General features: G+C 66.9%; 6 protein-coding genes. 3 read left to right on the forward strand and 3 right to left on the reverse strand.

From position 1 onward, the window contains the following. Positions 1 to 214 precede the first annotated feature (214 nt). Positions 215 to 886: an SMI1/KNR4 family protein gene (locus BN159_RS30245; RefSeq protein WP_231905661.1), complete on the forward strand. Its 672-nt coding sequence runs from the start codon at positions 215 to 217 to the stop codon at positions 884 to 886. A 60-nt stretch (positions 887 to 946) separates the two neighbouring features. On the opposite strand, the gene BN159_RS30250 is transcribed toward BN159_RS30245, so the two are convergent. Beyond that, positions 947 to 2,722: a hypothetical protein gene (locus tag BN159_RS30250; protein WP_157901128.1), complete on the reverse strand. Its 1,776-nt coding sequence runs from the start codon at positions 2,720 to 2,722 to the stop codon at positions 947 to 949. 500 nt (positions 2,723 to 3,222) lie between these two features. Further along, entirely contained in the window at positions 3,223 to 5,025 is a 1,803-nt protein-coding gene (locus BN159_RS47205; protein WP_231905662.1) for an HNH endonuclease, read from the reverse strand. Positions 5,026 to 5,336: 311 nt separating this feature from the next. Between BN159_RS47205 and pglW the strand changes: the two genes are divergently transcribed. Both pglW and pglX read left to right on the forward strand, forming a co-directional pair. After that, positions 5,337 to 10,034, forward strand: coding sequence for a BREX system serine/threonine kinase PglW (gene pglW, locus BN159_RS30265; protein ID WP_015660825.1), 4,698 nt, complete (start codon positions 5,337 to 5,339; stop codon positions 10,032 to 10,034). After that, on the forward strand, positions 10,031 to 13,639 hold the full coding sequence (pglX, locus tag BN159_RS30270) for a BREX-2 system adenine-specific DNA-methyltransferase PglX (protein ID WP_015660826.1): 3,609 nt from the start codon (positions 10,031 to 10,033) through the stop codon (positions 13,637 to 13,639). The genes pglW and pglX overlap by 4 nt, the downstream gene beginning before the upstream one ends. On the opposite strand, the gene BN159_RS30275 is transcribed toward pglX, so the two are convergent. Further along, complete coding sequence (locus BN159_RS30275; RefSeq protein ID WP_167549257.1) at positions 13,566 to 14,150, reverse strand: ATP-binding protein; 585 nt, start codon at positions 14,148 to 14,150, stop codon at positions 13,566 to 13,568. The two genes, pglX and BN159_RS30275, sit on opposite strands and share 74 nt — an antisense overlap. Between the last annotated feature and the right edge of the window lie 180 nt (positions 14,151 to 14,330).

The following is a 14,330-nucleotide window of genomic DNA, read 5'->3' on the forward strand; positions in this document are numbered from 1 at the left end:
GGGGCGGCGGAGTCGTCGGTGCTGCTGTTCAGTTGGTGCCCTCACCAACGGCGAGGGCTGAGCTCAGGCGGGTGTCGTCAGCACGGCGGGGGAGTGGGCAGCGTGGAAGTCGTCGGAGCCGTTACTGCGATCACTTTGGCTTCACCGTTTTCGTGCAGAGGGAGACGTTCGCGAGGTTGCCGGAGTGTGGCATGAGACCCGTAGGGTCGCGGGTATGACGGATGATCAGCAGCAGGAGCAGGCCGTGGCGGGCGCGTGGGCGAGGATCGAGGAGTGGCTGGAGCAGCACGCACCGCGTTCCTACCGGATGCTTCCTCCGCCCGCCCCGGAGGCCGGCATCCGGGAGGTCGAGCAGGAACTCGACCTCACCGTCCCACCGGGTCTCAAGGCGTTCTACCGCCTCCACAACGGCACGGGCCACCCCGGCGACTTCGGCTGGACACCCGAACCCGAGACCGGACTTCCCTCACAAGGGCAGGAAACAGCCTGGCTGTTGCCAAGGAAGCACGGGATCCCTCCAGTCCAGCACCTGCCCTACTGGGACGAAGGCCCGCATACGATCGGTCGACCGGACGACCCCATGGTCCGGTACCTGGCCTTCGCCGCGACCGACCGCAGTGGTCTGTACGGGCTGTTCACGGACTGCACTCCGGGACCCGGCTACGGACGCATAGGAACTTTTGAAGAGGCCGGCATCCCCAAGTTGGGAGTGTGGCCATCGTTTGCCGACTACCTCATCGAAGTAGCCGATGCCCTGTACGAGAACCGTGGCGTGGAGTACGCGGACGGCCACCAGGACACGAAGGTGCCCGGTCTCGTCGATCAGGCCCTGGTGTGGGACGGCCCGGCACACCCACGGGACCCGGAATGGACACGCTTCGCATAGCACTGCGGCCGGAACACCACAGGGCGCTCCGGCCGCAGGCTCGGTCAGTCAAGGGTCAGGTCAGCCGATCTTCTTCCAAGCGCAGACCGTGTCGGCGTTCTTGCAGTGCTCGAAGCCGGGATCGCTGATGAAGAACCCGTCCTTGTCGAGCAGCCGCATCTGAGGAACGAACTTGATGCCGAGGTCGCGGAAGGCGCCAGTGTTCTGATCCGTGGGAACGGAGGCACGACCACACTTTTCGTTCCACTTCGGGCCGGAGTATCCGTCGCGGTTTTCTGCGAGCAGTCCCCACGTGCCGCCGGTCATGGGTTTGGTGTAAAGCTGTGCGCATTCTTTCCCGGAGGTGACCTGGTTCAGGCCTCCCGGCATGCCGCCGCTCTGGTACGTACTTGCGGGCGCGTACTCATCGCACGAACCGTCGGGCGTGGCAGGGTTGGGCTTGAAACCACTGGTCCCTGTGGGGCAGACGATGCCGCGGCTGTCGTCGTTGGTCCAGTCCCCGCCGTCCGGGTCGGCGTTGTTGCCGGGGCCGAGGTAGGTGACGAGGGAGTCCCACTTCCGGCTGCCGGGGTGGGAGGGGAGCTTCTCCTGCAGCAGCCAGTAGTAGGCGCCGGCTGCCGGGTACAGGTTGGTGTCGACCGTCCAGGTGGGCTTGAAGTATGGGAAGACACAGCCGGTCCTGATGCTGCCTCCGGCGATGTCGTCACAGCGTGGCGCGAGCTCCCGGACATTGACGTCACCGCTGGTGCCGAGGCTGGTCTGCGCGTGAGCGTTACCGGCGTCGACGGAACCGAGGAGGCTCCAGCCGAGGTCGAACTGCTCCTTGCCGGTGCCGTTCCAGATCGTCTGACTCTTCGCGGTCATGGCGTACTGGGCGCCGACTTCGCCGACCGTCCAGTGTGGCGTGGTGTTGAGGCCGTCGCTGCTCGACCACTGGACCTGCGAGCTGGTGCAGTCCTTGCAGTTGTCGCCCGGCTGCCAGGTGAGGTGAACGCCCTCGGTCGCTGCGTCGATCTGCGTCGGCACCACGGTGAGCTGCTGGTCGAACTCCGCACGGTCCGTGCCGGTGTCCGACTTCTTGTTGTACAGCTTGATCTGTTGGGACAGCGCGAACGTGGCAGTGCCGAACCTCGGCAGGTCATCGGCGTCGACAAAGATCAGGGTCGCATAGCCGACGTTCTTCAGACACGCCTCGCCCCGGTTCATGTAGTCCTTGCCGTCCGGTTTCGCGGCGCACCACGAGACGAGATCGGCACCCCGAAGAGCTTGTCTCATCGCTCCCTTGGCGACCGCCGCGTCCTCGGGAGTCGGCGCGTTACGACTGATCTCGATGCACACCTTCCGCCCTTCGGTGTCCGGGGCGGAGCACTTCCGGCCGGTGTCATCGCCGCGCAGTCCCGTGACCGGCCCGGGATCGGTGCGCGGGAATTCGATCGGAGTCTGCGCGAGCGAGTCGATGCCGGACGTGGTCAGTGGCTCGGGGAAGGTGGCGTACGGCTTCTCGACCGGGGGGACGTTGATCTTGAAGGTGGAGTACGGGGACCAGTCGCTCTCGTACACATTGCTGGTGGCGTCGAACCCGGAGGAGCGGACCGCGTACGTGACACCGTTCTTGAGCTTGCCGGCGGGAACCGGGACGGAGGCCGGCTTGCCGGCGGTCACCTCGCCCGAGACGAGAACGCCCCACTGGTTCGTGTCGGTCAGTTTGACGACCGTGGCCGTGGGCTTGCCGCTGGAATCAGTGGTGTGGACCTCGAAGGTCGCCGTGGTCTTGTGGCCGCTGGGGGCAGTGACCGTGTTGCGTAACGTCGGTGTGGTGGTGTCGGTCTGCCACACGTTGTTGGTCTTCGTGAAGGGCGGGCCGACTTCGGGTCCGTTGGGAGTGTTCGGCTCGGCGGCCGCAACAGTCCGTGCGCCGGGGCCGTGGACGGGTGGCGGGCTGTCGGAGCCGTCGGCTGAGTAGGCGGTGCCGGATGCACCGGCACCGGATCCGATGACGATCGCGAAGATCGCGCCCAGGGCTAAGTGACGTCTTCCTGTGGCCCTTGCGGTGAGGGATATCAATCTGAGGCCTCCTGTGGGAACAGACGTACGAATCCCATCAGGTTGCTGAGGCGAGAGCCATGGCCGACGTCATGGTTTAAGTGATGAGGGAAAGAGATGAGCCAGCAGGGAATCCCGCACGCGTCGGACTGAAGGCAGCCTCAGCGAACCGTGGGTTGCCCTCGCTCCGGGGTGGAGAAGTTGCGGAAGTTGGCAGGCGGAGTGGCACGGGAGGCCGTGCCTGTCTGACCGGCAGCACGGCGCTGCGTGGCGACAAGGTTCGTACGGGGTCGCTACTTGCCCGTCAGCCTGTTGAGTTCGCACAAAGTCCGGTGGTAGCGGAGGTGCTCATCGTTGATCCGATGGCCCACGTTACGGCGGAGGGGTCCCAAGGAATCGCCTCCATGCGTCTGCTGCACATAGCCGTCGACGTCGATGAAGATCTCGAGGCCGTCGAAAAGAACGTGGTGGTTTGGGCACAGGCAGAGCAGGTTCGCCAGTTCGTCCGGCCCGTCGTGCGGGGATCCGAGGCCACGAATGTGCGCGGCCTCACTGTAGGGCCTGCGCTTGTACTGCAGACGTGTCATGCATACCTGACAAGCGTTGCCGTAGAGATCCTTGACCTGGTTGACGATGGCGGGATTGCGCACCGGCCGTGAGGAGTTGGATGGCCGCCGTGGGACCGGTCCTGCTGCTTGCTCTTGATCGGTGCCTTCCCCGTCATCGCTGTCCAGGTCTTCATCGGGCAGGCCGTCGGCCGTCGTGTAGCCGGCCAGTCCCACTCGACCGAGCAACTCGCGCTGATCGACATCGTCAAGGTACGTGCTGCACAGGGTGACCACGGCCTGAAGGCGGGTGAGCGGATCCTGCAGCAGTTCAGCGCAGGCAAGAGTCAGGCCTGCGACGGGCTGGGCCGTGTTGAGGACTCCCGTCCGCGGCATGGGTCCGGCACCATCCGGTATCCCGTGTATCTCCCACAGGCGGCTGCTCTGCAAGTGCCAGAAGGGGTATTCAGGGGTGACTTGGGAGCCGGGCAGCCCGAACTCGGCCAACAGCGCGCCGACTTCCGTCCGGAAAGAAGACCACGGGGCCAGACGCGGCTTGCCCGTGGCAATGCGGGCCACTGCCCACAGCAAGGACAGCGGCTGGTGGCGGCTGGGGGCGTCACTTCCCGCACGGCGATGAGTGTTGAGAGAGCCGATTCGATTCAGCAAGTCCGCTGGGCTCAGTTGCGGAGTCGCATCAGGGGCGGGGGTCGGAATCTGAGGTGAAGCCGGTTGGAGGTGCCTGGGCAGGAGTTGGGCTGCGCGATGGTAGTCCTCGGCGGGCCGCAAGGTGAGGCTCCGTAGGGGTGCCGGAACGTTCAAGCGCCTCAAGAAGGGGGCCGCAAGCACAGGGGCGGGAAACTCTTCGACTTCGCCCAGCGCCATGATGTGTTCCCACGTGACACCATCCGCATCGGCTCCCCAGACCGACCGTGCCACCGCCGAACTCTCGAACAGATGGAGAATGCGGGCGCGAGCGAAGAAATGATTCTCTGCATAGAAGAGAACGTCGTCACCGACGCGGCGGTTCCGCAGTGCCCTGACCTTCTCGTTGTTGGCTTGTCTCGTGGGAAGGGATCCCCACAGGCGAGCGATCCCATCCGGGTACAGGGCGGTGAGTGCGTCCGCGTGCTCGCCGAGTTCAGACCTGATGTCCGCGAGGGGGACGCCTTGTCGTACCGACTTGTCGAAGTTCTGTCGGCCGTGATCTCGAGCCCCGCCGCGCGGTTGAAGAACCACCTGTGGTGCCATCTGCCGCAGGCCGTCCGTGTCGGCTGATCCGGCCGTCACTGTGAAGCCCAGCGCGCGCAGGCGGCGAACCACTGTGTGTGCGCCTCCGCTGAAGTCGGCTGCCGATAGGGGGCTGCCGACTGAGTACAGGTGCGCTACGCCCGCGATGGCCTTCGAGTCGTAGCGATTTCCGTCCAGGACGAGCTCATAGGCAGTTGCCCGGCCGAACCCGTATCGGCGGCGAAACGTTTCGCGTCCCAGGTGCCGGCACTCCTCGACCGCGGCCAGTACTCCTGCGCGTGTGACATCCCCAAGTCCCATGCCCGAGAGATTAGTGCGACGGTATGACAATGCTCGGAGTGCTCCAAGCCGCGGTCCAGCGCATCGACCGGCACCGTGGCACGGCGGTCTGAATTCAGGAGTGAGTGCAACTGGAGGAGGCAGTCTCCCTGCCGACGTGGACTGTCTCCACGCGATCACGAGAGCCTGATTCCGAACGTGCGGGCTGTATGTCCTATGGTTCCGTCCTTCACAGCCTCTACTCATGTCGTAGGTAGCCACTAGGATCTGTCTCAAGGGCCTGACCATGGGGAACGGCGGCCCTCGCGGGACACGAGAAGCGGGGAACAGGCATGCGGGAAGGCCGGTGGGTCACGGTCACCGAGTCCGAGTTCGATCACGAACGCCGTGGCCTGGACGCGATCCGGGAGAAGCTGCCGGACTCCGACCCCTGGCGTGCCTGGTCGAACTTCACCTTCACCGCGAACACCGGCCACGTCCGCGAGGTCGACCTGCTGGTCGTCGCACCCGGCGGCGTCTGCATGATCGAGCTGAAGGACTGGCACGGCTCGGTCACCTCCGAGAACGGCACCTGGGTGCAGACCACTCCCGGTGGCCGCCGCCGTACGCACGGCAATCCGCTGCACCTGGTCAACCGCAAGGCCAAGGAGCTGGCCGGCCTGCTCGCGCTGCCCGGCAACAAGCGGGTCTGGGTCGCCGAGGCCGTCTGCTTCACGGACAACAGCCTCCGCGTACGCCTGCCCGCCCACGACCAGAACGGCGTGTACACCGTCCACCAGCTGGTCGAGATGCTCAAGCAGCCCCCGCGTGACGAGCGGCGCCGCATCACCGCGATCGGCTCGCGCGAGATCGAGGCGGCCCTCAAGAACATCGGCATCCGCAAGAGCGACGCGCAGTACAAGGTCGGCCCGTACGAGCTGGAACGGAAGTCCTTCGACTCCGGCCCCACCTGGGCCGACTACCTCGCCCGCCACAGCGACCTGCCCGAGGCCGCCCGCGTCCGCATCTACCTCAGCGAGCGCGGCTCCGACGCCTCCCTGCGCCAGTCGGTCGAAAACGCCGCCCGGCGCGAGGCCGCGGTGCTGGGTCGTTTCAAGCACCCCGGCGTGGTCGAACTCAAGCAGTACTTCCCCTCCGGGCACACCGCCGGCCCCGCGCTGATCTTCGACTACCACCCGGACACCCTGAAGCTGGACGAGTACCTGGTCCAGTACGGCGAGAAGCTGGACATCCTCGGCCGGATGGCTATGGTCCGCCAGCTCGCCGAGACCATGCGCTCCGCGCACTCCAGCCGCATCCACCACCGGGCGCTCGCCGCCCGCTCCGTGCTCGTCGTCCCCCGGCCGCGCGGCCGGAAGGGCCGCGCCGTGGGGGAAGAGGCCGCCTGGCTCACCCCGCACCTGCAGATCTCCGACTGGCAGATCGCCACCCAGCGCAGCGGCGACTCCTCCCAGGGCCAGGGCATGACCCGCTTCGCACCGACCGCCCTGTCCGCCCAGCACGTGGCCGACGACGCTGACGCCTACCTCGCCCCCGAGCTGACCGCCGTCAAGCCCGACCCGGTCCACCTCGACGTGTACGGGCTCGGCGTCCTCACCTACCTGCTGGTCACCGGCAAGGCCCCGGCCGCCAGCCAGGCCGAGCTGCTGGCCCGCCTGGAGGCGGGGGAGGGCCTGCGCCCCAGCTCCCTGGTGGACGGCCTGTCGGAGGACGTGGACGAGCTGGTGCAGGCCGCCACCGCCTACCGGCCCGGCCAGCGCCTCTCCAGCGTGGACGAGTTCCTTGAGCTGCTGGAGGTCGTCGAGGACTCCCTCACCGCCCCGGCCCAGGCGGTCACCGCCACGGAGGCGCCGGGCGACGAGGACGACGACACCGTCGCCGACAAGGACCCGCTGGAGGCCGTCGCCGGTGACGTGCTCGCCGACCGGTGGGAGATCCGCCGCCGCCTCGGCACCGGCTCCACCAGCCGCGCCTTCCTCGTCCGCGACCTTCAGGCCGAAGCCCGCAGGACCCGCCCGCTGGCCGTGCTGAAGGTCGCCCTCTCCGACAGCCGCAGCGAGATCCTCGCCCGCGAGGCCGAGGCCATGGGACGCCTGCGCCCCCACTCCGGCATCATCCGCCTCGTCGAACCCGAGCCGCTGCACCTCGGCGGCCGTACCGTCCTGGCCCTGGAGTACGTCGGCGACGAGCGCGACGACAGCGGACCGGGCACCGAGGGCGGCGCACGTCCGCGCCGCCGCGAGGAGACCGTCGCCCGCCAGCTCCGCGAGAACGGCCGCCTCCAGGTCGACCAGCTCGAGGCGTACGGCGACTACCTCTTCGGAGCCGTCGACTTCCTGGAGGGCGAAGGCGTCTGGCACCGCGACATCAAGCCCGACAACATCGCCATCCGCATCCGCCCCAACCGCACCCGCGAACTCGTCCTCATCGACTTCTCCCTCGCCGGCTACCCGGCGAGCAGCACCAACGCGGGCACCGACGGCTACCTCGACCCCTTCGTCGACGTCATCACCCGCGGCTCGTACGACTCGCACGCCGAGCGGTACGCCGTCGCCGTCACCCTGCACCAGATGGCCTCCGGCGAGCTGCCCAAGTGGGGCGACGGCAGCGTCCTGCCGCGCATGACCGACGCGAAGGAGTGGCCGTACCCGACCATCGCGGCCGAGGCCTTCGACCCGGCCGTCCGGGACGGGCTCGTCGCCTTCTTCCAGAAGGCCCTGCACCGCGACGCGGCCACCCGCTTCCCCGAGCTGAAGCCGATGCGGGACGCCTGGCGCAAGGTCTTCCTCGACGCCTCGCAGACCGTCCCCTCCAGCCACCGCTCCCGCCACCCGGCCGCCGAGACCACTGGAGCTGCTGAGCAGGCGCTGCCCGCCGAGGGGATCGCGGACGCCGAGCCGGAGACCGCCGAGCAGCAGCGCGACCGCCTGGCCGCCGAGGTCACGCGGGACACTCCGCTGACGGTCTCCGGGCTCACGCCCACCGCCCAGTCGTTCCTGTACGGCCTGGGCATCACCACGGTCGGTGAACTGCTCGACTACAGCCGCCGCAAGCTCGTCAACGCCCCCGGCCTCGGCGCCAAGACCCGCAACGAGGTCCAGCAGCGGCAGCGCGAGTGGGGCGAGCGGCTGCGCGAAATCCCCGTCTCGCCGCTCACGCCGAAGGGCCGCGCGGAGGCCAAGGAGGAACTGGCGCAGCTGACGGCTGCCGAGTCGGCCCTCGTCGGGGAGCTGGCGACGGGCGAGTCGGCGGGCGCACTGTCCCCGCGCACGCTCCGCTCCGTCAGCCTCGACACCCTCGCCACCGTCTTCGTGCCCGCCGTCAACAACAACGGCTCCAACCGCAGCAAGGCGGAGATGGTCCGGCTGCTGCTGCGCCTGCCCGACGAGCACGGAGTCCTGCCGGACATCGGCGTCTGGCCGAAGCAGAAGGACGTCGCGGACGGCCTCGGGCTGAGCCACGGCCGCATCCCGCAGCTGCTCAAGGACGAGCGCAAGCGCTGGAAGGCGGAGCCCGCCGTCCAGGCCCTGCGCGAGGAGATCATCGACCTACTGGTGAGCATGGGCCGGGTCGCCTCGGCCGTGGAGATCGCTGACGCCCTGGCGGTCCGGCGCGGCACGCACCTCGCGGGGCGCGAGCAGCGGCGCGCGATGGCGCTGGCAGCCGTACGGGCCGTGGTCGAGGTCGAGCAACTGACGCCGCAGGAAGCCGAGTTTCAACACCAGCCGAACCGCAAGGCTACGGACGAGTCCCTCGGCGCCGGCCTGCTCGCCCTCGACGTACGCGAGAACGACGGCCCGGACACCCCGACCGCCCCGGGCCTGCTGGAGTACGCCACCCGCCTCGGCAAGACGGCCGACCGGCTCGCCAAGCTGGACACCCTGCCGACGGCGGCCACCGTGCTCGCCGAGCTGGGTGCGCTGACGGTGCCGCCGGGCGCGGTCGACTGGGACGAGCGGCGCATGGTGGAGCTGGCGGCCGCCGCGTCCGTGAACGCCGCCGCCACGCCACGACTGGAGATCTACCCGCGCGACCTGTCGCTGGTCAGGGCGCTGCGCCTCACCCAGGCCGGGCTCGTCCGCTGGATCCCGGGCATGCCGGAAGGGCAGCAGCCGGGCCTGACCGGCGAGGCCGTGCACGAGAGGGTCCGCGCCCGCTTCCCGGAGATCGCCGTTCCTGACGGGCGTGGCGGCACACACCACGACCTGCCGACGGGCGGCCCCCTCACCAAGGCGTTGCGCGACGCCGGCTTCGAACTGTCGCTCAGCATGCGCGAGCGCGAGGGCGTGCTGCGCTACCTGCCGACGCGGGTCGACGACGCGTCGAGCTACCTCACGACGGGTGCGTGGCGGCAGTCGACGCGTACGGGCGCGGTGACGCGGTACGCCGACGATCCGCAGCTCGCGGGCGCGGTGCGCGCGGAGGAACGGCTCCTCGCGTCGGCCCACCGGGACGGGTTCCGGGTGCTGACCGTAGGGCAGCGGTCGGTGCGCGAGGCGGTGGCCGGGCTGGGTAGCGAACGGCTGGGAGCGGAAGCGGTCTCGGTGACCGAGCTGTTCCTTGAGGCCCTGCACGCGCAGGTCACGCCAGGCACCAAGCCGACCTGGGAGACGCTGCTCAAGGCGGACGCCGCCGAGCCCGGTTCGAAGGGTGCGGTGCGGTTCGCGGAGTACGCGCGCACGGCGTGGGGCGCGGTCGAGCCACGGATCGCCGAGCTGCTGGGCAACGGTGGCGGCGGTGGCGAGGCCGGTCCTGTGCTGCTGACGGAGGCCGGGGTGTTCGCGCGGTACGACGCGATGGGTGTCCTGCACCGGCTGGCGTCGGCGGCCCGGCGAGGCGGGCGGGGGCTGTGGCTCCTGGTCCCGCAGGCCGACCCGTCGCGCGAGCCCCGGCTCGGGCAGGTGGCCGTCCCGTATCAGGCCGGCCTGGGGGAGTGGATTCAGCTTCCGGACACATGGGTGGGCAACGCCCATCGCGGGTCCGGCGAGGGTATGGCTAGTGCCAGTGGTGTCGAGGGAGACGCGAAGTGATCGACCGCAAAGCTCTGTTGAACGACCTGAAGCAGCAGGTCAAGGCGGTCGAGACCGACCTGGGGCGCCAGGTGAAGGCGCTGCGGGATGTCAGCGCGCGGCTGAGGGCCGAGTACGACCAGGCACGCAAGCTCGGGCGTACGGCGGCGACGTGGACCTCGTGGCTGGACGAGCGCGTCACGCAGGTCGCGGTGGCGTGGGTCCTGGGCACTGTGTTCGTGCGGTTCTGCGAGGACAACCGGCTGATCCCGGAGCCGTACCTGACGGGGCCGGAGGGTGACCGGCGGGAGTTGGCGGAGTCCCGGTACGACGCGTACGTGGAGTCGGACGAGGACCCGACGTACCGGGGGTGGCTGGAGAAGGCGTTCGAGGAGTTGGGGCAGGGGCAGGCGGGGCGGCTGCTGTTTGATAAGCGGCATAACCCGCTTTACCAGGTTCCGCTGTCGCATGACGGTGCGCGGGAGCTGGTCGAGTTCTGGCGGGGGAGGGATGAGGCGGGTGTCCTCGTCCACGACTTCACCGACCCGCTGAACGAGGACGGCACGGAGGGGTGGGACACGCGGTTCCTGGGTGACCTGTACCAGGACCTGAGCGAGGCCGCCCGGAAGACGTACGCGCTGCTCCAGACGCCGGAGTTCGTGGAGGAGTTCATCCTCGACCGGACGATGAATCCGGCGGTGCGGGAGTTCGGGTACGAGGGCCTGAAGATGATCGACCCTACGTGCGGGTCGGGGCACTTTGTGTTGGGGGCTTTTTGGCGGCTGGTGAGGTTGTGGGGGGAGGAGCAACCAGGCAAGGACATGCATGAAAGGGTGCGGGCTGCGCTGGACTCGGTGCACGGCGTGGACGTCAACCCGTTCGCGGTGGCCATCGCACGGTTCCGGCTACTGGTTGCGGCTATGGCAGCAAGTAGCCTCGGGACGCTCGGGGAGGCTGCAAAGTACGAGTGGCCGATCCACTTGGCAGTAGGTGACTCGCTGATTAAGGCTCGGCAACTGGAGCTCACGTTGGGAGGAGATGAGGAGGGCGCTGAGGACCCGCTGGCCTCGTTCGCCTATGCCACAGAGGACGTGCATGAACACCCCGGAATTCTGCAACAAGGACGCTATCACGTCGTAGTGGGGAACCCGCCGTACATCACGGTTACGGATGCGAAGCTTAATGAGCTCTATCGGGAGTTGTATGACGCCTGCGGTGGGACGTATGCCCTCTCGGTTCCGTTTGCGCAGCGGTTCTTTGAGCTAGCGAGGCGTGGGGATGCTAACGGACACGGTTACGGGCTGGTCGGACAGATTACTGCAAACTCCTTCATGAAGCGCGAGTTTGGCACAAAGCTGATCGAGAACTATTTTCGGGACCGCGTTGAACTAACGGAGGTCGTCGACACTTCTGGTGCCTACATCCCTGGTCACAGTACGCCAACTGTCATCTTGGTCGGTAAGCGACGGGAAGGCAGCCGGCGTTCGGCCGTAATCCGCACTGTCCGCAGCGTTCAAGGCGAGCCTGTAACGCCAGAAAATGGCGAGGATGGCTTGGTGTGGAACGCAATTGTGGATCAGGTTGATGCCCCTGACTCACTGAGTAAATGGGTATCCGTAGGAGATCTAGACCGGAGTCGATATTTTGGAAGGCAACCATGGATTCTTGCTGATGGCGGTCTTGAGATGGTTGAGCAGTTGAATGCTGCGTCTTCTCGACGGTTGGGGCACCTCGTTGAATCCATCGGACGAACCACTAAATCTGGCGCTGACGACATCTTCTTCCTCCCTAACGGGGCGTCTGCTCGGCGCCTAGGGCTTGTTGAATCAGTTCGGGATCTCGTAACTGGCGCTAACGTGCGAGATTATGAGATCAGAGATGCTGTCGATCTTTGCAATCCGTATGTGGATGCGCAGAATCGAGAGGCATTGCCGGAGCAGTCTATGCCGGTGTCGCGGTATCTTTGGCTCGCGCGTGTCATTCTTTCTGCGCGTAGACTCTTTGGTAAAACCATCACCGCGCATGGCCGACCTTGGTATGTGCATCTTGAGAGCTACCCGAGCAAACTCACTTCAAGAATCGGGATCACTTTTCCTTTCGTTGCTACTCACAATCATTTCGTGCTTGACCGTGAAGCTAGACTGTTCGGCAGTACGGCGCCGATAATTAAATTGGGGGATGGGGCAAGCGAAGAAGAGTATCTCCAGTTGCTTGGAGTGCTCAACAGTTCCACGGCTGGCTTCTGGCTTAAGCAGGTAAGCCACAGCAAGGGGAATGCGACGGCAGCCAGTGGGATGCCCGATCAGCCTTGGTCCTGGAATTATGAGTTCACTGGCACCAAGTTGGAAGAGTTTCCGCTACCTGTAGAATATCCGGTCCGTCTCGCTAATGCCCTCGACAGCTTCGCCCAGCAGCTCACCTCCACTGCCCCGGCAACCGTGGTGACTGAGTCGACGCCTACTGCGACCGTTCTTCGTGAAGCGCGTGCTGCTTGGGAGTCTGCCCGTGCTCGCATGATCGCCCTTCAGGAGGAGCTGGACTGGCAGGTCTATTCGATCTATGGCCTACATTCCGAGGATCTACGCATTCCGCACCATGAGGTGCCCGAGATCATGGCAGGGCAGCGTGCGTTTGAGATCCTTCTCGCTCGGCAGGTCGCGAGGGGTGAAGTTTCCACAAAGTGGTTCACGCACCACGACCACATCCCTATAACAGAAATCCCCGATCACTGGCCTGCCCCGTATCGTGAAATGGTTCAGAAACGCATCGACGTCATCGAGTCGAACCGTGCCATCGGTATGATTGAGCGCCCCGAATACAAGCGTCGCTGGGCTACCGAAGGTTGGGACGCGCTCCAGGAGAAGGCCCTCCGCTTCTGGCTGCTCGACCGTATGGAGAACCGCGAACTCTGGTTCGACGAGAACAGGCAGCCAGCTATCCTTACCCTGGCCCGGCTCACCGACGTGCTCTCCCGTGACGAGGAATTCGTCTCCGTCGCCAAGCTTTACGCGCCCCGCAAGGAGCTTGCTAAGGTCGTCTCCGAGCTGATCACTGATGAGCACGTGCCTTTCCTCTCCGCGCTGCGCTACAAGGCCTCCGGGCTCAAGAAGCGAGCGGACTGGGAAGAGGTCTGGGACCTCCAGCGCAAGGAGGACGCCGCCCCGGACGAGCCTGCCAAGCGGAAGATCCGGGACTCCATCCCTGTGCCGCCGAAGTACACCTCGGCCGACTTTCTCCGCCCCTCCTACTGGCGGGCGCGCGGCAAGCTCGACGTGCCCAAGGAGCGGTTCGTCTCCTACGGGCAGACCAACGCCGCTACCCCCGAGCTGTACGGGTGGGCCGGCTGGGACCACCGAGAGCAGGCGCAGGCCCTCGCCACGTACTTCACCAACACCGCGCTGTCCACCGAGGAGATCACGCCGTTCCTCGCCGGCCTGCTGGAACTCCAGCCGTGGCTGTCGCAGTGGCACAACGAGTTCGACATGGTCTTCAGCGGCTCCCCGGCGGACTTCTTCGCCGGTTACCGCCAGCAGAAGCAGGGCGAGCACGGACTCACGGACGACGATCTCCGTAAGTGGCAGCCTCCGGCCGCAACCCGAGGTCGCCGCGCCGCAGTGAAGAAGTAGCCGGAAAAGACTCGGTGTTGTGCCTGTGCGCCGATGCCGAGTCTGCCGGACCGGGGGCCGCCGCGTGCGTGTGCGGGCGGACTCCGGTCGGGACGCGCAGCTCCGCCCAGACCGTCTTGCCGGGGGCGGTCGGACGAGGGGTGATGCCCCAGTCGTCCGCGAGGGCGGCGACGAGGAGCAGGCCGCGGCCGAACTCGGATGCGGAGTCGGGGGCCGGGAGAGGGGACGGGGGCTGTTTCTCGGCCCGGGTGTCGGTCACCTCGATGCGGAACGTGTCCTCGGTCAGGGTGAGTCGGACGTGGAAGTCCCGGCCGGGCACGTGACCGTGGCGTACGGCGTTGGCGGTGAACTCCGCCGTGATGAGGGCGAGCGTCTCGTTGACCGGCGTCGCGTACGGGTGGCCCCAGTCGTTCAGGCGGTGCGAGACGAGTCGGCGGGCGAGGCGGGCACCGCGTGGCGTTGAGGTGAAGCGCATGGTGAACTCGCGTTCGGGTGCGGGGTGCCGTGGCATATGCCCGTTCGGGGGAGTTGCTGCATTCATGCGGTCAACGGTTGCGGACTCTGCGTAGCGTTGAACAGGAGCGATGCCCTGACGGGTGCGGGCTGTACACGTCGGCTGTGCGCTTGTAAGCGGTATCGGGCGTGACCGGTTTCCGGGCCGCGTGTTGGGCGAGTGGAGTCCGGTGGCCGT

Source organism: Streptomyces davaonensis JCM 4913, from assembly GCF_000349325.1.
Lineage (GTDB): Bacteria > Actinomycetota > Actinomycetes > Streptomycetales > Streptomycetaceae > Streptomyces > Streptomyces davaonensis.